Below are 20,400 nucleotides of genomic sequence, written 5' to 3'. Positions count from 1 at the left end.
TGGACTCACAAGTCTCATCCTGTGAATGTCGCCCGAGCCCAGCGGGTAGGTTTGCCTCCTAACAATGCACGCTTGACGCAATAGGGAGACAGGGGTCATGGCGCCCTACCTGCTCGGCCTCCGCCTCGACGGGCGGCGTGTGCTCGTGGTCGGAGGCGGACGCGTCGCTCAGCGACGGGTCCCCGCACTGCTCGACGCCGGAGCCTCCGTCACCCTGGTCTCGCCCAGTGTCACCCCGGCGCTGGACGACCTCATCGCCACGGGCCGGGTGACCTGGGAGCGGCGGCCCTACCAGGTCGGCGACTGCGACGGCGCCTGGCTGGTGCACGCCTGCACCGACCACCGCGACGTCAACACCGCGGTCGCCGCCGAGGCCGAGGCCAAGCGCATCTGGTGCGTGCGGGCCGACGACAAGGACGCCTCCGCGGCCTGGACCCCCGCCAGCGGGCGGGTGGACGAGGTCGGCGTGGCGGTCACCGCCGGTGGCGACCCCCGCCGGGCGGCCGGCATCCGTGACGCGATCGTGGGCGCGCTGCGCGACGGCACCGTGGACGCCCGGCGGCACCGCACCAAGCCGGTCGGCGTCGCGCTGGTGGGCGGCGGTCCCGGCGACCCCGGCCTGATCACCGTGCGGGGGCGCCAGCTCCTGGCCCAGGCCGACGTGGTCGTGGCCGACCGCCTCGCGCCGCGCGCGCTCCTGGACGAGCTGTCGCCCGACGTCGAGCTGATCGACGCGGCGAAGGTGCCGTACGGCCGGTCGCTGCCCCAGGAGAAGATCAACGAACTGCTCATCGAGCACGCCCGCAAGGGCAGATTCGTCGTACGGCTGAAGGGCGGCGATCCGTTCGTCTTCGGCCGGGGCGGCGAGGAGATGATCGCCTGTGCCCGGGCGGGCATCCCGGTGACCGTGGTGCCCGGGATCACCAGCGCGGTCGCGGTGCCCGGGGCGGCCGGAGTCCCGGTCACCCATCGCGGGGTGAGCCAGGAGTTCCACGTCATCTCCGTGCACGTCGCGCCCGGCGACCCCGCGTCCACCGTCGACTGGCCCGGATTGGCGAGATCGACGGGAACCCTGATACTTCTCATGGCGGTCGAACGGATCAAGGAGATCGCCGAAACGCTGGTTCGAGACGGACGTTCACCGGAAACTCCCGTGATGGTGGTACAGGACGGTACTCTTCCGACCCAGCGAGCCGTTGCCGCGACGTTGTCGACCGTGGCGGAACGGGTGACCGCGGCCGGAGTGCGGCCTCCGGCGATCGTGATCGTCGGTGAGGTCGTCAAGGTCGGCCAGGAGATCGAAATGGTGCGAGCGGAGCGGATCCCGTGAGATCGGCAGCCAGGAACACGCCCGACCACGGGACCGGTGCGGGTTCCGGCGACGCCGTGACCGAGGAGCCGGACATCGAGGAGCACCCGGAGTCGCCGGGGGAGCAGACCATCGCGTTCCGCCCGATCCGCGACGACGAGCCCGCGCCGGAGCCCGCTTCGTCTCCCTCGGGCTCGGGCGGGCGCCCGTCCGCCGGGTCCGCCGCGGACGACCCCGTGCGGTCCGCCGAGCCCGACGGGGCCTCGCACGACGCGGCGGCCGAGGAGACCGATAAGACCGATAAGACCGAGGCCGGGCCGGCGGACGGCGACGGCGAACAGGGCGCGGCAGACGCCGCAGACGCCGAAGACTCAGCAGACGCCGAGGACGCGGAGGACCTTGAGGACTCGGCGGACGCTGAGGACGACTCGAAGGGCGCTGAAGACGCGGAGCACGCCGAGCACGCCGAGCACACCGAGCACACCGAAGGCACGGAGGGCACGGAGGACGCCGCCGACGAGCTTGACGGCGATCGGGCCCGTTCGTTCCCGATGCCGGAGCCGGTCTCGGCGGCGCTGACCGAGGCGCTCAACCAGCTCCGCACGGCGGTGAAGGGCCTGCACTTCGGTCTCGACGTGCCGGGCTCCGAGGAGGCGCGCAAGGCACAGGCGGCGGTCCTGGCGCAGCTCGACGACTACGTCATCCCGCGCGTCCACATGAGCACCGCACCCGCGCTGATCGCCGTGGCCGGTTCGACGGGGGCGGGCAAGTCCACCATCGTCAACTCGCTCGCCGGAGGGAAGGTCTCGGCCACGGGAGTGCGCCGCCCGACCACGGCGACGCCCGTGATCGTCTGCCACCCCGACGACCACGAGTGGTATGCGCGGGGCGACCTCCTCGGAGGTGTGCAAAGGCTCGAAGAACCCACGCGGGACGCCCCGCCCGGCAGCGTGGTGCTGACGTCGAGCCCGTCCCTGCCCCGGGGACTCGCGCTGCTCGACACGCCCGACATCGACTCGGTCGTGGAGGAGCACCACGAGATCGCGCACCGCATGCTGGACGCCGCCGACCTGTGGGTGTTCGTCACCACGGCGTCCCGGTACGCCGACGCGCCGTCCTGGAGCCTGCTGCGCCGGGCCAAGGAACGCGGGGCGCGCCTGGTCATCGTGCTGTCCCGCGTGCCGCCGAGGTCCCGCGAGGTCGTCGTGAAGCACTTCGGCCGGATGCTGCACGAGTACGGCCTGGGCGAGGTCGAACGCTTCGTCATCAAGGAGACGTCCGTACAGGGCGGGCGGCTGCCCGAGATCGAGATCGCGGATCTCCGCATGTGGCTGTCCGCGTTGTCCGTCGACGACGAGCGGCGGGACGCGGCGGTCAAGGCGACGCTGAACGGCGTGCTGAACAGCTTCCGCACCCGGCTGCCCGCGCTCGCCCGGCATCTCGAGACCCAGGTCGCCCTGCGCGCCGATCTGCGCTCCGACGTCGACGCGGCCTACATGGGCGCCCTGGCGCGGATCGACGAGGCGACCAGGGACGGCTCGCTGCTGCGCGGGGAGGTGCTCGCCCGGTGGCAGGACTTCGCCGGCTCGGGCGACCTCATGCGCACCCTCCGGTTGCGCCGCGGCGTCAAGGGCCACCAGCAGGGCCCCGAGCGGGTGCGCGGGCTGAGGGCCGCCCTGCGGGCGGGCCTCGAAGCGCTGGTCAACTCGGCCGTCCAGCAGGCCGCCGAGGAGGCCGTGGCGCGCTGGCGGCAGCGGGCGGGCGCGGGCGACCGCCTGGCCGCGACTCCGGGGCTCGGCCGCCCGGCGGAGGAGATCGCCCGCAGGACCACCAGGACCATCACCGCCTGGCAGGACCACGTCACCGAGCTGATCCGCACCGAGGGCGTGACCAAGCGGTCGGTGGCCAAGCTGATCTCCTTCGACGTGGAGTCGCTCTCGCTGATCTTCATGATCGGCCTGCTCGGCTACGGCGCCACGGACGCGCCGGCGGGCGCGGGCGCCGGCGCGCTGCCCCAGCGGCTGCTGCGCGGCCTGCTGGGCGCCGAGTCGCTGCGCAACATCAGCGCCAAGGCCCGCAGCGACCTGCGCGCCCGCGTCGGCCTGCTCTTCGACGAGGAGACCCTCCGGTATGTCGACGCGCTCGACAGCGCCGGCATCCCGGACGAGGCCGCGGCGACGCGGCTCTACCAGGCAACGTACAACCTCGAGGTCGCACGATGACGCAGCCGATCCGGCAGATCACGCCCGGGTACGTCTACGGCACCACGGTGAGGAATCCATGACGGCTGTCAGCACCGCCGAAACGCAGCACGGGCTCGGCCCCAGGCTCGCCGCCCTGGCCAAGATCGTCGAGCTGGGACAGGGCCGGCTCGACCCGGCGCTGGTCACGGAGGCCGCCCAGCTCCTGCTGCGCGCGGGCGACCGGCTCAAGCTGTCGTCCGACCACACGGTCGTCGCGCTGGCCGGTGGCACGGGCAGCGGCAAGTCGTCCCTGTTCAACGCCGTCTCCGGGCTGGAGCTTTCGCCCATCGGCGTACGCAGGCCGACCACGGCACGCACCCACGCCTGCGTGTGGGGCATCGACGGCGCGGGCCCGCTGCTCGACTGGCTGCAGATCCAGTGGCGGCACCGGTTCGCCCGCGCCAGCGCCCTCGACAAGGGCGAGAGCCAGCTGCACGGGCTGATCCTGCTCGACCTGCCCGACCACGACTCGATCCGCGCGCTCACCGACCACGAGGCTCACCGGCTGATCCAGATGGCCGACCTCATCGTGTGGGTGCTCGACCCGCAGAAGTACGCCGACGCCTCGGTGCACCGGCGTTACGTGACCGAGCTGACCGGGCACGACGCGGTGACGGTCTTCGTGCTGAACCAGTCCGACCGGCTCACCCCGGAGGAGCAGGCGGAGTGCGTGGCCGACCTGGAGGACCTTCTCCGGCGTGAGGGCGTCGCCCATCCCCGGGTGGTCGCGACGTCCGCCACCACCGGCAGGGGCGTCGACAGCCTGAAGGCCGTCCTGGCCGAGTCCGTGGCCGCCCGGCGTGCGGCCTACCAGCGCCTGGAGGCCGACCTCGACCGGCTGGTGCTGCGCCTGGTGAAGGACGTGCCGGAGTTGCTGCGGGTGGAGCCCACGCTGGACGGCGCGCGGCGCGCGGGGCTGGTCGACGCGCTGTGCGACGCCATCGGCGTCTCCGCTCTCGGCGAGGCCCTCGAGAACGTGTACGCCGTCCGGTCCGCCGACTGGGTCGGGTGGCCGTACGCGCGCTGGGCGGCCCGGCTGCGGCCCGACCCGCTCAAGAGCCTGCGTCTGGGGGCCGTGAAGGACGACATCCGCGGCCTTGTCGCGAGTTCGGTCACCGCTCAGCCCGCCGAGGTGGACAACGCGGTGCAGGCGCTCGCCGACGGGCTGACGGCCGGCATGCCGGAGGTGTGGCGCGACGGCGTGCGCGAGGCGGCCCGCTCACGGGTGGACGAGCTTCCCGAGGCGCTGTCTGACGAGCTGTCTGAGGTGGCTCCGCCGCTCGACCGGGTGCCCGTCTGGTGGTGGCTCCTGAAGATCTGGCAGTACCTCCTGGTGGTCATGTTCGTCGCGAGCCTCGCCTGGGCGGGCGCGATCCTGGCGTACGGCGTGTTCAAGGCTGGCCGTCCGCCGGCCGAGGTCCTCGGCGACGTGGCCGTACTGCCATGGGTGGGGCTGATGACGATCAGCGTCCTCGGGCTCGGCCTGTTCTCGGCCATGGCGAGCAGGAACTTCGTGGTGCTCGCCGCGGGCAAGGAACGCGACCGGCTGGAGCACGACATGAGACGCCGGGTGGGCGTCCTGGCGCAGGACATGGTCGTCCAGCCGGTCGAGCGCGAGCTGACCCGCTACAACGAGTATTTCGGCGCGATGGCGGCCGCCCGGCGCTGAACGGCCCGCCGCCCGACTGCGCACGAGCAGGCGACCGGAGCGTTGTCCACAGGCGTGGCTTCGTCCACAGAACGGGTTTCTGGCCCGTGGGGCGGCGGGGCGCGCGGCCAGTCTGTCCCCCGAGCCCGGCGAGTGACCGGGCCGGGGAGGCACTTCGATGAACGACATCTACGTCACGCTGAGCGGGAACGTCACCGACGACCCCCGGCAGTACCGGTTCCGCGACGGCTCGCGTGTCACCTCGATGCGGATGGCCGTCAACAGGCGCGTCCTCGACCAGCAGACCAACACCTGGCAGACCAGGGACACCACCTACTACACCGTGCGCTGCTATCGCGGCCTGGCGGACAACGTGCAGCAGTCGATCCGCAAGGGCCACCCGGTCGTGGTGTACGGCAAGCTGCGGATCAAGCAGTTCGAGCGTGACGGCGAGCAGCGGTTCTGGGCGGAGATCGAGGCCGGCTCGGTGGGCCATGACCTCAAGTGGGGCATCGCCACGTTCGAGAAGCCGGTCCGGGCCTACTCGGCGGGCGCGCCGAGTGACGACGAGCGCCAGGCGATGGAAGACGCGACGCGGGAATGGGAGCTGACCGGTCCCACCGGCCCCGGTGCGGAGTCCGTCGTCGACGGAGGCGTCATTGGGGGCGTCACTGGGGGCGACGACGAGGCGTTCGACGCCCTCGTCGGCGAACGAGGCACGAACGACGCTGCTCCGCCGGTCGCCGGAGCGCGGGCGACCGCGGGCGCCCGCCACGCCGGCCGAGCGTGGCAGGGCGACGAGACACCGCAGACCGGCGGCACGGACGAGACCGGCACGGAGGAAGGCACAACGGAAAGCACGACGGACGGGGCGCCGGACGGGGCGCCGGACGGGGCGAAGGACAAGGCGACGGACCCGGAGCGCGGCCTGCGGGAAAGCGGCGACGCCGCCTGGCTCCCGCCCGCACTGGCGGCTTAGCAGCTCGGTTCGGACAGGTACTCGGTTCGGACAGGTACTCGGTTCGGACAGGTAGCGGTGCGATGCGGGCGTGATCCCCGAACGACTCACGCATGTCCGGCAGCGGCTGAAGATGTTCGCCGCTGAGCTGTTCGCCCCTTTGGCCCGCCGGGACCCAGCGGGCCAAAGGGCAGAATGGGCCCCGGCGCGCCAAAGGGCAGAACCCGGCCAACGTGCCGGGAGCGAACGTGCACAACATCCGTGAGCAGCTCGTCGAGGCGCGCAGAGCCTGCCTGCGGGCCCGCCGCTGAACGGCCCGCCACCCGACGGGTCGCCGCGCGCCGCTCCCGCTGCGCCGCTCCCGCTGTGCCGTCCCCCGCTCCCGCTGCGCCGTCCCCGCTCCCGCTGCCCCATCCCCGCTCCTGCCCTGCCGGATCACCCCGGTCATAATCAGGTCATGGGGAAGAGCTATGAGCGGATAGACGGTAGATTGCGTGCTTTCATCGAGGCGCAGCACATCTTCTTCACCGCGACCGCGCCGCTGGACGGCGAGGGCACCGTCAACCTTTCACCCAAGGGCCTGACCGGCTCGTTCGCCGTGATCGACGAACTCACCGTGGCCTACCTGGATTTCGCCGGCAGCAACGCCGAGACGATCGCCCACCTGCGCGAGAACGGCCGCATCACCCTGATGTGGTGCGCCTTCGACGGCCCTCCCAACATCGTGCGCGTGCACGGTCGCGGAGAGCCTGTCTTCCGCGACGATCCACGCTGGGCCGGCCTGATGCGCTACTTCCCGGACATCGACCCGACCCGGCACGGCCTGCGCGCGATCATCGTCGTGACCGCCGAGAAGATCCGTGATACGTGCGGGTACGCCGTCCCGTTCATGACCTATGAAGAGGACCGCCCGCTGCACGGCTCGCGGTTCGAACGCGAGACCGACGAGTCGCTCGACGCGTACTTCCACAAGAAGGAGCACGTCGCGACCAGTATCGACGGCCTGCCAGGTCTGCCGCTGCCGCTGCCGCCGCTTCCACACACCGCATGACACCCGGCCGGGTGGAGCCGGCCTGCTCTCCCCCCGGGCGACTACCCCCCCGGGCGACTACCCCCCGGGCGACTACCCCTCCGAGCGACACCACGGGCTCGGCGGGAGCTGCGTGAATCCCGGGTCGGGCAATCCGCCGCAGATGCCTCCTTAGCCCATCAGATACAGATGGCCATCGTGCCAAGGTAGCGGTTCCCGTCGCGCATCGCACACTCCGCAACTATTGTGTTACGCATCGTGAGATGGGCTTCGGCTACTGGGGGGCGGGATGACGGCTACCGGTCAGACCTCGGCCAGGCCGCGAAGCGCGATCTACTCGCGAAGTCGCTGGCCGCTGCTCGCCCAGCCGCCCGCCCTCGTGTCCTACGTGTGCGCGATCGTGGCGTTCGACGCGGTCCTGATCGCGGTGCTGGCGAAGTCGACCGCGTTCCACACCCACCACCTCGCCATGTTCGGGGCGCTCACCGTGTGCGGTGCGGTGTGCATCGAGGCGACCCGTCGCCTCGGCATGCCCGCCGGTGTGTCCCGTGACCTGCTGTCCGCCTGGTGGTTGCCGGTGGCGTTCCTGCTTCCGCCGGTCTATGCCCTGCTCGCGCCCATACCGATGCAGATCCTGCTGCAGCTCAGGGTCCGGGCGACCGTGCTGTATCGCCGCGTGTTCAGCGCGGCGGCGATCGGGCTCGCGGCGGCCTCCGCCTCGGCCGTCTTCCATCGCTGGGTCCCCGTCCCCGTGCACCTGTCCGCGGGGGAGGGCGAGCCGATCGCGGTCGCGGCGGCCTGCGCGGTGCTGTTCACGGTGCTCAACACCGCGCTGATCGCGGTCGCGGCGCACGCGTCCGACCCGGAGGGCCGCTGGGGCGAGGTTCTGTGGGACCGCGAACGCGTTCTGCTCGACGCGGTCGAGCTCTGCCTCGGCGTCCTCGTCGCGGTCGTCTGCGGCCTCAACCTGGCGCTGCTGCTGCTCGTGCTGCCGCCCGTCGTGCTGCTCCAGCGGAGCCTGCTGCACGCCCAGCTCCAGGCCGCGGCCCGCACGGACCCGAAGACGGGCCTGCTGAACGCGGCCGCCTGGCAGCGGGAGGCGGACACGGAGATCGTCAGGGCCCAGCGGACGGGGGACGCCCTCGCGCTGGTCCTGGTGGACATCGACCACTTCAAGAAGGTCAACGACACCTACGGCCACCTGGTGGGCGACCAGGTCCTCGCCCAGGTGGCGGCCACCCTCCGTACGCAGCTGCGCGAGTACGACGTGGTGGGGCGGTTCGGCGGCGAGGAGTTCGTCGTGCTGCTGCCCGGCGCCGACGCGCACGAGGCGAGGCGGGTGGCCGAGCGGCTGCGCACCCGGGTCGGCCGGATGGTGGTCCCCGCCGAGCAGGCGACGGTCACGGTCACGGTCTCCGCCGGGGTGGCCATCATGAACGTTCACGGTGAGGACCTGATCGAGCTGCTGGCGGCAGCCGACCTCGCGCTCTACCGTGCCAAGGAGCTCGGCAGGGACAGGGTCTGTCTCCCCGCCGCCCCAGTGGCCCCACCTCCCCGCAGCGCGGACGGCGCTGCCGGTGCGATCCCCTAGGCTTGAAGGTATGCCGGAGTACATCTACACGTTGCAGCGCGTGCGCAAAGCGCACGGTGACAAGGTGGTCCTTGACGACGTCACGCTGTCGTTCCTGCCGGGGGCCAAGATCGGTGTCCTGGGCCCGAACGGCACGGGCAAGTCGACGCTGCTCAAGATGATGGCGGGGCTGGAGCAGCCGTCCAACGGCGAGGCCCGGCTGATGCCCGGCTTCACGGTCGGCATCCTGCTGCAGGAGCCGTCGCTCAACGAGTCGAAGACCGTGCTCGGGAACGTCGAGGAGGGCGTCGCCGAGACCAAGGCGATGCTCGACCGGTTCAACGAGATCGCCGAGCAGATGGCCACCGACTACAGCGACGAGCTGCTGGAGGAGATGGGCCGTCTGCAGGACGCGCTCGACCACCGCAACGCGTGGGACCTCGACAGCCAGCTCGAACAGGCCATGGACGCGCTGCGCTGCCCGCCGCCCGACGCCGAGGTGACCAAGCTCAGCGGTGGCGAGCGGCGCCGGGTCGCGCTGTGCAAGCTGCTGCTGGAGCAGCCCGACCTGCTGCTGCTCGACGAGCCCACCAACCACCTCGACGCCGAGAGCGTCCAGTGGCTGGAGCAGCACCTGGAGAAGTATCCCGGCACCGTCCTGGCCGTCACCCACGACCGTTACTTCCTCGACAACGTGGCCGGCTGGATCCTGGAGCTCGACCGCGGCCGGTGCTACGCCTACGAGGGCAACTACTCCACCTATCTCGAGGCCAAGGCCGCGCGTCTGAAGGTCGAGGGCCAGAAGGACGTCAAGCGCAAGAAGCGCCTGGAGGAGGAGCTGGAGTGGGTGCGCTCCAACGCGCGCGCCCGCCAGACCAAGAGCCGCGCCCGTCTCCAGCGCTACGAGGAGATGGCCGCCGAAGCCGACAAGTACCGCAAGCTCGACTTCGAGGAGATCCAGATCCCGCCGGGTCCGCGCCTGGGCACGACGGTCATCCGGGCCGAGAAGCTGAGCAAGGGCTTCGCCGACCGGCTGCTCATGGACGAGCTGTCCTTCGACCTGCCGCGCAACGGCATCGTCGGCATCATCGGCCCGAACGGCGTCGGCAAGACCACGCTGTTCCGGATGATCACCGGGTCCGAGAATCCGGACACCGGGTCCATCACGGTCGGCGAGACCGTCAAGATCTCCTACGTGGACCAGAGCAGGGCCGGCATCGAGCCGAACAAGAACGTCTGGCAGGTCGTCTCCGACGGGCTCGACCACATCAAGGTCGGCAACGTCGAGATGCCCTCGCGGGCGTACGTCGCCGCGTTCGGCTTCAAGGGCCCCGACCAGCAGAAGCTCGCGGGCGTCCTGTCCGGCGGCGAGCGCAACCGGCTCAACCTCGCGCTCACCCTCAAGCAGGGCGGCAACGTGCTGCTGCTGGACGAGCCCACCAACGACCTCGACACCGAGACGCTGTCGAGCCTGGAGAACGCGCTGCTCGACTTCCCGGGCTGTGCCGTGATCACCTCGCACGACCGGTGGTTCCTCGACCGCATCGCCACCCACATCCTGGCGTGGGAAGAGGGCTCGAACTGGTTCTGGTTCGAGGGCAACTACGCCGACTACGAGAAGAACAAGATCGAGCGGCTGGGCGCGGACGCCGCCCGCCCGCACCGCGTCACCTACCGCAAGCTCACCCGCGACTGAGCCGGGTCCCCTTCCGCTGTTCGCGGGCCTGCCGCCTGCGTCCCCCGCCGCCGGGCGGGGGACGGGGGCCCGTTAGGTTTGACCGGTGACCGAGCTACGCCATCCTCCAGAGCGGCTGACCCGCTTCATCTTTGAGCGCAAGGTGCGCTTCGCCGACATCGACAGCTTCGGCCACGTCAACAACGTCCGCTTCCTCGACTACCTCGAGGACGCGCGGGTGTCCATGCTGTGGGAGCGGCCGCGTGAGATCACCGGCCGCCGGCAGGACCTGGTGGTCGCGCGACATGAGATCGACTATCGGCGGCCCCTGACCTTCCGCTCCGATCCCGTCCGCGTCGAGGTGTGGGTCACCGAGATCTCCAGGGTCCGCTTCACCCTCGCGTACGAGATTCGCGACGACGAGACGCTCTACGTCGAGGCGCGCACGGTCATGGTCGCCTACGACGCCGCGGCGGCCCGCCCCCGCAGGCTCGACGAGGACGAGCTCGCGTACCTCAAGCGGTTCTCCGCCCTCGCTCCGTGACCGGCCGCGACGGCCGGAGCCGGCGGCCGGTCCGGAGGCGGGGCGAGGTCAGCCGGTGAGCAGCCAGGCCGCAGTGTCGGCGGGAAGAGCGGTGCCGTCGAGCGGGCCGCTGGTGATCAGCACCTGGTCGTGGGGCGGGAGCGCCACCGCGCCCTCGCCGCAGTTGATCACGCAGAGCAGCCGGCCCCGCTGGAAGAACAGCGTCTCCTCCGGCGACTCCAGCCAGGTGATCGCGTCGGGCAGCGTGCCGCGCAGCTCCCGCCGCGTCTGCAGCACCCGGCGGTAGAACCACAGCGTCGAGGACGGGTCGGCCGCCTGCCGTTCGGCCGTGAGGTCCGCCCAGTTCGCCGGCTGCGGCAGCCACGACCCGCCGGACCCGAAGCCGTACGGCGGCTCGGTGCCCGACCAGGGCAGCGGCACCCGGCAACCGTCGCGGCCCGGCAGCTCGCCGTTCGACCGCGCGAAGATCGGGTCCTGCCGCGCCTCCGGAGGCAGGTCGGTGACCTCGGGCAGCCCGAGCTCCTCACCTTGGTACAGGTAGGCCGACCCCGGCAGGGCGAGCATGGCGAGCAACGCCGCGCGGGCCCGGGCCAGACCGGCCTCCGGGTCGAGCGACCCCTGGCCGTAGCGGGTCACGTGCCGCACGACGTCGTGGTTGGACAGCACCCAGGTCGGCGAGGTGACGGCCTTGAGGGTGTCGTCGACGACCTTCCTGAAGGCCGTGGCCGACCAGGGGGCCTCCAGCCAGGCGAAGTTGAAGCTCTGGTGCAGTTCGTCGGGCCGCACGTACAACGCGAGGTCCTCGGCCGAGTCGGTCCAGACCTCGCCGATGGCGACACGGGTGCCGGGATAGGAGTCGAGCACCCGCCGCCAGTCGCGATAGATGTCGTGCACCTCCGGCTGACTCCAGATCGGCGACCTCGAGGTGAAGCCCGGATCGGTGTCGGGCAGCCCTTCCGCCTTGATCAGGCCCATCGCGACGTCGATCCGGAAGCCGTCCACCCCCCGGTCGAGCCAGAACCGCAGGACGTCGAGGAACTCCTCCCGCACCTCGGGGTTGCGCCAGTTGAAGTCGGGCTGCTCGGGCGCGAACAGGTGGAGGTACCACTGCCCGTCGGGCACCTGGGTCCACGCCGGGCCCCCGAAGGTCGACAGCCAGTTGTTCGGCTCTCCATGGCCGCTTCCGCCGCCCTCGGGACCGCCGTCCCTGAACATGTACCGCTCGCGCTCCTGGGAGCCCCTGGGGGACGCCAGGGCCTTCTGGAACCAGGGGTGGGCCGACGAGCTGTGGTTCGGCACGATGTCCACCATCAGCCGCAGGCCGTGCGCGTGCGCGTCGGCGACCAGGTCGTCGAAGTCGGCCAGCGACCCGAACAACGAATCGACGTCGCGGTAGTCCGCCACGTCGTAGCCGCCGTCGGCCATGGGGGAGGGATAGAAGGGGGTCAGCCAGATCGCGTCGACGCCGAGCTCGGCGAGGTACGGCAGGCGGTCGCGGATTCCCGCCAGGTCGCCCGTACCGTCGCCGGAGGCGTCGGCGAAACTGCGGACGTAGATCTCATAGACAACGGCATCACGCCACCAGGGGGTTGTTTCCATGAGTCTTTGGCTGCCCGCTGCTTCCGTTACTTATGCGTTGACCATGCTGTGGGCGGCGTAGACGAGGTAGTCCCACAGCTCCTTCTCGCGCTCGGCCGGCAGGCCGAGGGAACGCACGGCGTCGCCCATGTGCCTGAGCCAGGCATCTCGTGCCGCCTCGTCGATGACGAACGGCACGTGCCGCATCCGCAGCCGGGGGTGGCCGCGTTGCTCGCTGTAGGTCCTCGGGCCGCCCCAGTACTGGATGAGGAACAGGCGCAGCCGCTCCTCCGCGCCGGTGAGGTCCTCTTCGGGGTACATCGGGCGCAGTAGGGGGTCTTCCGCGACGCCCTCGTAGAACCGGCGGACGAGGCGCTCGAAGGCCTCCTCACCGCCGATCGCCTCGTAGAAGGACAGGGTCTGCTCGCTGGTCACGGTTTCAGCCTAAGTCAGCTACCGATCGGTAAGGTCAGGCGGCGAAGGCGAGGCTCTTCTCGTCGAAGGCCCGCTTCACCCGAAGGCGCAGCTCACGGGCGACCTCCAGGTGCCGCGCCGGCACGGTCTTCGCGCTGATCCGGAAGATGACGGACGAGCCCGAGACCGACTCCAGGCCGAAGACCTGCGGCTCCTCGACGATGACCGTGTCCCGGTACTCCGGGTCCTCCCACAGGTCGTGTGCGAGGCCGTTGAGCAGCTCGCGGACCGTCGCCACGTCGCTGTCGTACGGCACCGGCACGTCCACCAGGGCCCTCGACCAGCCCTGCGACTCGTTGCCGATCCGGGTGATCGTGCCGTTGCGCACGTACCAGACCTTGCCGTCGGCGTCGCGCAGGCGGGTGATGCGGAGCGTGACGGCCTCCACCGTGCCGACGGCCACTCCGGTGTCGATCACGTCGCCCACGCCGTACTGGTCCTCCAGGAGCATGAACATGCCGGCGATGAAGTCCTTGACCAGCTCCTGGGCGCCGAAGCCGACCGCCACACCGATGATGCCGACGCTCGTGAGCAGCGGCGCCAGCTCGACCCCGAGCTTCGCGAAGATCATCAACGCCGCGGTGCCGAGGATCACGACGGACGCGAGGCTCCGCAGCACCGAGCCCATCGTCTCGGCGCGTGCCCTGCGGCGCTCCGTCATGATCGCCGCAGCGGCTTCCGTGCTGGTCAGCACGGACTTGCCGCGTAGCCGCTCCGGCAGCACGCCGACGCTGGCTCGTACGGTGAGCCGGGTGATCAGCCGGTGCACGACGTTCCGGACGATCAGCGCTCCGGCCAGGATGAGGGCGATCAGCAGCAGCACGTCCACGATGCCCGCCACGAGTTGCACCCAGGCGGGGAAGTCCTTCTCCGGGAAGGCGCTGTTCAAGACAGTGCAGAAGATGCCGTCGTTGTTGTCGCACGCCTTCGCCACCTGCTGGCCGATCACATCGAGATCCGGCACGGTCGGCTCTGGGCTGGGCGTCGCGGGTGACAGCGGTAACACGAGGTGGATCCCCCCCGGATCGGATCAACGGCAGTTCTTGAACGTAGCCAATACTGCCGACTGATCCGGCCTCCGTCACATCGCCGGGGAAGACGGAAGCGTGTCCCGTCCGGGGCCGCGGAGGGCGGACCGGACTCGCTCCAGTGACGGTGTGGCAGGGCGCGGGCGCGCACCCGGAAGCGCGCCCGGCGCCGTTCTCCAAGCGGGGATCCCCCTCGATCACCGTCCGGCCCCACCTGCTCGACAGGGCCGGACGGCGGTCAATGACGACCGGCGAGCCGGTCGGCCGCGAGATTCGGACGGGGTCGGGGCGGGCGGGACGCCGCAGCGTGGCCGTCGCGCCGGGGCGGCGCGACGGCCACGCTCCGCACCGGGCGTCCTGCCCGCCCCCTGAGGCCGCGGTGGATGCGGCGGCCCACGGCGACTGCACTCTCACCCGGGCCGCCGCCTTCCCCTACTCGCTCACCGCGGCAAGCACGCGGGCCACCTTCGTGGCCGCTCCGGCGGGGTCGTCCGCCCGGTGCATCCGCTCGCCCCAGGACCACCAGTAGTCGGCCGCCTGGCAGACCACGTTCTCCGTGAGGCTCGTCGCGTCGGGGTTGATCACGCGTACGTAGGCGCGGCCCGACGGGGTGCGCACGACTCGCGCGAGTAGACCCCGCGCGTCGAGTTCGGCCACCAAATGTTCCAGGCGCCGGAAATCGTCCTCCCCCACCGTAGGTCCTCCTTCATTTCCGTTCGCGGGCGGAATGTGTACTTTGCGTTCCCGTCTGTTCACTCTGGTGCGCCCAAGATGGCTCACGGAAGTGCTCGGGTCAACGAGGGCGAGAAGCGGCCGTGGTGGAGGAAAACCCATGTCGGTTGAAAGAAAACCCCTATCGGGAGACGATCCTTAGTCGGCACGTTCATGTTGGGGGCTTGGCCGCGCCAACTATGGTCCATCATTATGGTGTGGTCGGAGCGCGACGAGTAAGTCACTCTCCGTCACGACGTGAGGACCGCTCGAGACCACGGGCTGCGAGTGCGGCCGGCCACGAGAGAGGGGCCGGAATGTCCGGCAGGCAACACAGGGAGACGGAAATCGCGCGCCGGATCAGGGCGCGGGGCCTGGCCGCCGGGCGCAGCCTGGCCGAGATCGCCCAGGAGATCCACAACGACTGCGGACCGCAGTTCGGCACGACTCGGATCAAGGCACATCGCCTCTCGCACGGTGTGGCGCTCGCCGACGTGATCGAGCAGGTGCGCGCGCTCTTCGAGAGGGACGGAAAAGCCATCCCCGGCATCGGCGAGACGCTACTGTCCGCGTACGAGTCGGGCATGAAGCGGCCCGGCCCGGAGTATCTCCACTACCTGTGCTCGGTCTACCGAGTGGAGCCCCTGGCCCTCGGGTTTGAAAGCCCGTGCATCTGCGGCCACGGACACCTGGCCGAATCAGGTGGCGGTGACCCAGAACAGGACAGACCTATCACTTCACCCGCTCCGTGGGGTGCGCCGCCCCCGTCGGGCGGCTGCACCCATCCGGTGGACGGGGGCGAGGAGGACGAGAACGTGCTACGGAGGACGCTGTTGAGGCTCCTCGCCGGCGGCACCGTCGGGGCGGTTGGGCTCCAGGAGCTCAACGAAGAGGTGCTCGGCGCGGTGGAGAACCTCCGCCGGCGGATGGACGAGACGATGGTCACGGCCACCGTCTCGCCGGCGATGCTCGACCAGTGGGAGCAGGCCACGTTCGGCTTCGGGCGGCAGTACATGAACACCCCGCCCGTACGGCTGCTCTGCGACGTCATGCTGGAGTTCACCGCTGTACGCAAGGCCCTGGACCGCCGGCAGCCCATCGACGTGCAGGAGCGGCTGTGCCGGATGGCGGCCCAGCTCGCCGGGCTCTCGGGGATGATCATGATCGACCTCGGGGACCAGCGGATGGCCCGCTCGTTCTTCCGCACGGGCCGGATGGCGGCGGACGAGACCGGCGACCGGGCCCTGCGCGCCTGGGTCACCGCCCGCGAGGCGCTGGTCCCGCTCTACTACGGCGACCCGCGCGAGGCGCTCACGCTGGCGAAGAAGAGCCGCGACCTGGCCGGCCACACCCCCTGCGCCGCGCGGACCATGGCGCCCGTCGTCGAGGCGAGGGCGCTGGCGAAGATCGCCGGTGTCAACGGCTCGCGGCACGAGGTGGTCGAGCAGGCCAAGCGGGCCCTGCATCGCGCCAGGGCGGCTTTCCAGCAGATGAACGACAGCGACCGGGAGGACCCGGCGTTCGGCTACACCGAGCGGCAGCTCTACTTCTACCAGGGCGACGTCCTGGTGAAGCTGGGGCAGACGGTGGAGGCCGACGTGATTCTGCAGCAGGCGCTCGACAAGTACACGGACGAGGACCTGCTCGACCAGACCCTGATCCGGTTCGACCGGGCGATGTGCCGGCTCATCGACGGCGACGTCGAGGCAGCGCTCAAGCTGGGCCAGGAGGCCATCGAGTTGGTCGACAAGGACTACCGGACCGACCTGCTGCTCAAACCGGCGTACGACCTGGCGAAGGAGGTCAAGGCCAAGTACGGCGACTCGCCCCGGCTTCAGGCCTTCTGCGAGGTGATCAAGCAGAGCCGGGTCACGATCCCGCCGGAGCTGCTCCGGGACGCCGGGTGACGTGGGTACCGAGGAGGACGTGTGGCAGGAGACGCGCTGGCGGGAGATCTCGAGCCGGGAGATCCCGTGAGAGGCGGGGAGAGCGGGGCCGCGCCGCTGAGGATCCGGCGGTACCGCTGGGCCGACCTCGACGCGGTGTGGTCCCTCCATCAGATCGGCCTGGCCCAGGTGGGCGTGGTGCCGGGTGACGGCGTCTACTACGACGACGACTTCCCCCGGATCACCGAGGTCTACCTGGCCGCCGGGGGCGACTTCCTGGTGGGCGAGGTGTCCGGGGCGGGGCTCGTCGCGATGGGCGGCCTGCGGCGCATCGACGCCGACACGGCGGAGATGTGCCGGCTCCGGGTCCACCCCGATCACCAGCGGCGCGGCTACGGCGCCCAGATCACGGAGGAGCTCGAGGATCGGGCGCGCCGGCTCGGCTACAGGACGTTGCGCGGTGACACCACCCTGCGTCAGGTCGCCGCGCTTGAGCTCTATCGCAAATCCGGCTGGCGGGAGCTGCGGCGCGAGGTACGCGGTGACAACGTGGTGATTTATATCGAGAAGCAGCTGAATGCCGTAGTCTCTCCGCTTTTCTCCCGATAGATAATGCTTCCATCCCTTGGCGGATAGCTGATCCCTGCGAATACTTGTGCCTTGTCCGCAAGAGTGGGGAAAGAGGCATGATGAAGAAGATCATTATCCGCAAGCCGGGAACGACCAAGCTCAGCGGTACCTCGAGCGTCATCCACAAGGGGTGAGGGACCACCCGAGCCACATCTGGGTCCGGGGAGACCTCTCCCGGGACCGCGTGGCGGCCCTCCGCGCGCTTGCCCTGGAGGTGCCGCCTCCCATGGCGCCCGTCGTCAACGGGCACCGCCGGCTACGCGGTCCGTACACGATCGGTGGCGCGATCCTGCGCGCCCTCGTCCCGGTCGCCTTGGAGCGTTCCCCGGGCCTGGTGGCGGAACACGACATCGAGATCCGCGCCGTCGCTCCCAGCCTGCGCCCTCTGGTGCCCGCACGGCGGCAGACCATCGAGGCCCGTCTGACGGAGGACGAGCGGATCCTCGTGCCCGCGCCGCGCCGCACGCTGCGGATCGCCAACGGGATCGCCGAGTTCGTCCGCGACTGCCTCGGAGAGCCGCGGACGCTGCTGGTGGACAACCTGCACGAGGCGGATCCGGCCGACCGCGAACTGCTGCGCGTCCTGGCGCGCCGGGTGCCGGATCTGACGCTGGTCCTGGCCTCCGCGGAGCCCCAATGGGAGGACACGCGGCTGGTGGAGGCCCGGGTCCAGGGCGGCCCGCCCGACGACTACGTCGTCTCGGACTGCACCTCCGACGACCCCCGGGCCTACCGGGCGTACCTGTCGCTGCCGCCGGAGGAACGGGCGCGCCGGCACGACCGGCGTGTCGCCGAGCTGAGGGCCGACGCCGCGGCGTCGGAGCACGCGCTGGGCGCGGTGCCGTACCATCTGGAGCACGGCGGCGATATGGACGCGGCGGCGCAGGCCCTGTGGGCGGCGGTGGACCACTGCGTCACCGAGGGTTTCCTGCACGCGGTCGTGGAGCTGGGCTCGCGCGGCCTGCGACTGGTGGAGCCGGGTTCCGACCTGTGGTGGCGCTTCACCCACCGCACCGCGACGGCCCTGGCGGGGCTGGGCCGGCGGGAGCACGCGCAGGAGCTGTACGACCAGGCCCGGAGGGTCAGCGTCGATCCGGCCGTGCACGCCGCCGCCGCGTACGGCACGGCGATGCTCGACGCGCGCGACCGCGATCCGGCGCGGCGCGACCTGACCAGGGCCAGAGCCTGGATCAACGAGGCGATAGCGATCTCCACGCTGCTGCCCGACCGGCGGACGCGAGCCTTCAAACTCGGGTTCGACCAGAACGGCCGCGCGCTGATCGAGCTGCGGGAGGGGCGTATCGACGAGGCGCTCGGCCTGGTGCGGTCGGCCATCGACCTGGCCGAGCGTGATCTTCCGCCGGACGCCCACCCCGTGCACCGGATGGTGCTGTTCGCCAACCGCGCGCAGCTCCTCGCGCGCCTGGGCCGCGGGGAGGAGGCGCTGGCCGACTTCGACCGCGCCGTCGGGATCGACCCGGGCTTCCCCGACCACTATCTCGACCGGGGCAACCTGCTGTTCGAGATGGGACGTACGGACGAGGCGCTGGCCGACTACGAGACGGCGATGCGGGTGAGCCCGCCGCTGCCCGAGGCGTACTACAACCGGGCGGAGCTGCGCCTGGCCGCCGGGGACCTGGACGGAGCTCGGGCCGACCTCGACCACGTGCTCGACCTCGATCCCGGCTACCTCGACGCGTACGTCAACCGGGCCGGTGTGCTGGAGATGCTCGGCGAGCACGAGGCCGCCAGGCACGACGTCGAGGCGGGGCTCGCCCTCGACCCCGGCAACGCGCACCTGCACGGCGTGCTCGGGCAGCTGGAGACCGAGGCGGGCCGCTACGCGGAGGCCGCCCTGGCCTTCGACGCGGCGCTGGCCGCCGACGCCCGCCTGGCCTCGGCCTGGGCGAACCGCGCGACCCTGCGGTTCGAGACCGGCGACGCGCGGGGCGCCGTCGACGACCTGACCCGGGCGATCGAGCTGGGCGAGGACGCGGCCCTGTACTTCAACCGGGCGACCGCGCTCGACGCGCTCGGCCGGGGGCGGGAGGCGCTGCTCGACCTGCGCCGGGCGCTGTCCCTGGCCCCCGGTGACCCCGACGTACGCGCGGCGCTGCAGCGGCACGAGAAGGAGGGCTGACGCGGGGGACGCTCACGGCGGGCGGCCGGCCGGTCGTCCGCCGCCCCGCCTCACACCTGCCCGCACCCTGCGATCGGCTGGCCCTACCCTTGAAGCCGACACCGTCACCCGTCGAGGATCTGAGCATGAGCGCTGAATATGTGCTGACCCTGTCCTGTCCGGACCGGCCCGGAGTGGTCGCGGCCGTCTCCGGTCTGCTGGCCGGGAAGGGCTGCAACATCATCGAGAGCCAGCAGTTCGGCGACCCGGTCGAGGAGCGGTTCTTCATGCGCGTGCAGTTCTCCGGCGGGAGCGCCGTCGACGAGTTGCGAGCAGCGTTCGCCTCGCTCGCGTCGGAGTTCGCCATGGAGTTCCAGCTCTTCGACCTCGCGGTGCGGACGCGGGCGCTGGTGCTCGTCAGCCGGTTCGACCACTGCCTCAACGACCTGCTCTACCGGGTGCGCTCGGGCCTGCTGCCCATCGAGATCGTGGGCGTCGCGTCCAACCACCCCGACCTGCGTCCCCTCACCCAGTCGTACGGCGTCGACTATCACCACCTGCCGGTCACCGCGGACACCAAGCCGCGGCAGGAGGCGGAGATCCTCACGCTGGTCGACCACTACCAGGCCGATCTGGTCGTGCTCGCCCGCTACATGCAGGTGCTCTCACAGGAGATGTGCGCCAAGCTCGCCGGGCGCATGATCAACATCCACCACTCGTTCCTGCCGTCGTTCAAGGGCGCCAAGCCGTACCACCAGGCGTACTCCCGGGGCGTGAAGCTGATCGGCGCCACGGCGCACTACGTGACGCCCGACCTCGACGAGGGGCCGATCATCGAGCAGGAGGTCGCGCGGGTGAACCACACCCACTCGCCCGAGGACCTCGCCGCGATCGGCCGCGACCTCGAATGCCAGGCGCTGGCCCGGGCCGTCCGCTGGCACGCCGAGCATCGCGTGCTGCTGGACGGCCACAAGACCATCATCTTCCCGCGCTGACC

Annotated in this window: 15 protein-coding genes and 1 pseudogene; 12 read left to right on the top strand and 4 right to left on the bottom strand. The window is 70.9% G+C overall.

The annotated features are described in order from the left end of the window. Nucleotides 1-97 precede the first annotated feature (97 nt). From cobA to QSK36_RS33585, 8 genes are all read left to right on the top strand, one after another. Nucleotides 98-1,330 (top strand): uroporphyrinogen-III C-methyltransferase, encoded by a 1,233-nt coding sequence (gene cobA / locus QSK36_RS33620; RefSeq protein ID WP_183544290.1) that lies wholly within the window; start codon nt 98-100, stop codon nt 1,328-1,330. Next, nucleotides 1,327-3,531, top strand: a complete 2,205-nt coding sequence (locus QSK36_RS33615) for a dynamin family protein (protein ID WP_285785159.1) — start codon at nt 1,327-1,329, stop codon at nt 3,529-3,531. Before cobA ends, QSK36_RS33615 begins: the two co-directional genes overlap by 4 nt. A gap of 58 nt (nt 3,532-3,589) precedes the next feature. After that, entirely contained in the window at nt 3,590-5,221 is a 1,632-nt protein-coding gene (locus QSK36_RS33610; protein ID WP_285785158.1) for a GTPase, read from the top strand. Nucleotides 5,222-5,378: 157 nt separating this feature from the next. Beyond that, entirely contained in the window at nt 5,379-6,179 is an 801-nt protein-coding gene (locus QSK36_RS33605; protein WP_285785157.1) for a single-stranded DNA-binding protein, read from the top strand. Between the two features lie 436 nt (nt 6,180-6,615). Then, nucleotides 6,616-7,209 (top strand): pyridoxamine 5'-phosphate oxidase family protein, encoded by a 594-nt coding sequence (locus QSK36_RS33600; RefSeq protein WP_182900139.1) that lies wholly within the window; start codon nt 6,616-6,618, stop codon nt 7,207-7,209. A gap of 268 nt (nt 7,210-7,477) precedes the next feature. Next, nucleotides 7,478-8,779, top strand: coding sequence for a GGDEF domain-containing protein (locus tag QSK36_RS33595; RefSeq protein ID WP_285785156.1), 1,302 nt, complete (start codon nt 7,478-7,480; stop codon nt 8,777-8,779). A gap of 10 nt (nt 8,780-8,789) precedes the next feature. Continuing rightward, complete coding sequence (gene ettA / locus QSK36_RS33590) at nt 8,790-10,454, top strand: energy-dependent translational throttle protein EttA (protein ID WP_139576501.1); 1,665 nt, start codon at nt 8,790-8,792, stop codon at nt 10,452-10,454. Nucleotides 10,455-10,539: 85 nt separating this feature from the next. Further along, nucleotides 10,540-10,977, top strand: a complete 438-nt coding sequence (locus QSK36_RS33585) for an acyl-CoA thioesterase (RefSeq protein WP_285785155.1) — start codon at nt 10,540-10,542, stop codon at nt 10,975-10,977. 48 nt (nt 10,978-11,025) lie between these two features. Here QSK36_RS33585 and QSK36_RS33580 read toward each other — a convergent pair whose 3' ends face one another. The 4 genes and pseudogenes from QSK36_RS33580 to QSK36_RS33565 all read right to left on the bottom strand — a co-directional run bounded on the left by QSK36_RS33580 (nt 11,026) and on the right by QSK36_RS33565 (nt 14,750). Then, nucleotides 11,026-12,576 (bottom strand): glycoside hydrolase family 13 protein, encoded by a 1,551-nt coding sequence (locus tag QSK36_RS33580; RefSeq protein ID WP_285785154.1) that lies wholly within the window; start codon nt 12,574-12,576, stop codon nt 11,026-11,028. A 36-nt stretch (nt 12,577-12,612) separates the two neighbouring features. Continuing rightward, nucleotides 12,613-12,972 (bottom strand): annotated as a pseudogene (locus tag QSK36_RS33575) (globin); the annotation flags it as partial. Between the two features lie 52 nt (nt 12,973-13,024). Then, nucleotides 13,025-13,993: a mechanosensitive ion channel family protein gene (locus QSK36_RS33570; protein WP_285785153.1), complete on the bottom strand. Its 969-nt coding sequence runs from the start codon at nt 13,991-13,993 to the stop codon at nt 13,025-13,027. A 496-nt stretch (nt 13,994-14,489) separates the two neighbouring features. Further along, nucleotides 14,490-14,750: a hypothetical protein gene (locus tag QSK36_RS33565; protein WP_030509616.1), complete on the bottom strand. Its 261-nt coding sequence runs from the start codon at nt 14,748-14,750 to the stop codon at nt 14,490-14,492. Between the two features lie 335 nt (nt 14,751-15,085). Between QSK36_RS33565 and QSK36_RS33560 the strand changes: the two genes are divergently transcribed. The 4 genes from QSK36_RS33560 to purU all read left to right on the top strand — a co-directional run bounded on the left by QSK36_RS33560 (nt 15,086) and on the right by purU (nt 20,398). Then, nucleotides 15,086-16,675 carry an NsdA family TPR-like regulatory protein gene (locus QSK36_RS33560; RefSeq protein WP_183544279.1) on the top strand — a complete coding sequence of 530 codons (1,590 nt, stop codon included), beginning with the start codon at nt 15,086-15,088 and terminating at the stop codon, nt 16,673-16,675. A 21-nt stretch (nt 16,676-16,696) separates the two neighbouring features. Next, complete coding sequence (locus QSK36_RS33555) at nt 16,697-17,263, top strand: GNAT family N-acetyltransferase (protein WP_285785152.1); 567 nt, start codon at nt 16,697-16,699, stop codon at nt 17,261-17,263. Nucleotides 17,264-17,510: 247 nt separating this feature from the next. Continuing rightward, entirely contained in the window at nt 17,511-19,424 is a 1,914-nt protein-coding gene (locus tag QSK36_RS33550; protein ID WP_285785151.1) for a tetratricopeptide repeat protein, read from the top strand. Between the two features lie 125 nt (nt 19,425-19,549). Continuing rightward, nucleotides 19,550-20,398, top strand: coding sequence for a formyltetrahydrofolate deformylase (gene purU, locus QSK36_RS33545; protein ID WP_182900133.1), 849 nt, complete (start codon nt 19,550-19,552; stop codon nt 20,396-20,398). Nucleotides 20,399-20,400: the final 2 nt, after the last annotated feature.

This window comes from Microbispora sp. NBRC 16548 (genome assembly GCF_030268985.1).
Lineage (GTDB): Bacteria > Actinomycetota > Actinomycetes > Streptosporangiales > Streptosporangiaceae > Microbispora > Microbispora catharanthi.
The sequence above is the reverse complement of the archived record's forward strand: the minus strand, read 5'-3'. Positions and strand labels throughout refer to the sequence as shown.

Excerpts from the sequence above, each read along its gene's own strand:
- cobA (WP_183544290.1), top strand. The coding sequence starts at position 98 with ATGGCGCCCTACCTGCTCGGCCTCCGCCTCGACGGGCGGCGTGTGCTC.
- QSK36_RS33610 (WP_285785158.1), top strand. The coding sequence starts at position 3,590 with ATGACGGCTGTCAGCACCGCCGAAACGCAGCACGGGCTCGGCCCCAGG.
- QSK36_RS33605 (WP_285785157.1), top strand. The coding sequence starts at position 5,379 with ATGAACGACATCTACGTCACGCTGAGCGGGAACGTCACCGACGACCCC.
- QSK36_RS33600 (WP_182900139.1), top strand. The coding sequence starts at position 6,616 with ATGGGGAAGAGCTATGAGCGGATAGACGGTAGATTGCGTGCTTTCATC.
- QSK36_RS33595 (WP_285785156.1), top strand. The coding sequence starts at position 7,478 with ATGACGGCTACCGGTCAGACCTCGGCCAGGCCGCGAAGCGCGATCTAC.
- ettA (WP_139576501.1), top strand. The coding sequence starts at position 8,790 with ATGCCGGAGTACATCTACACGTTGCAGCGCGTGCGCAAAGCGCACGGT.
- QSK36_RS33580 (WP_285785154.1), bottom strand. The coding sequence starts at position 12,576 with ATGGAAACAACCCCCTGGTGGCGTGATGCCGTTGTCTATGAGATCTAC.
- QSK36_RS33560 (WP_183544279.1), top strand. The coding sequence starts at position 15,086 with ATGTCCGGCAGGCAACACAGGGAGACGGAAATCGCGCGCCGGATCAGG.
- QSK36_RS33550 (WP_285785151.1), top strand. The coding sequence starts at position 17,511 with ATGGCGCCCGTCGTCAACGGGCACCGCCGGCTACGCGGTCCGTACACG.
- purU (WP_182900133.1), top strand. The coding sequence starts at position 19,550 with ATGAGCGCTGAATATGTGCTGACCCTGTCCTGTCCGGACCGGCCCGGA.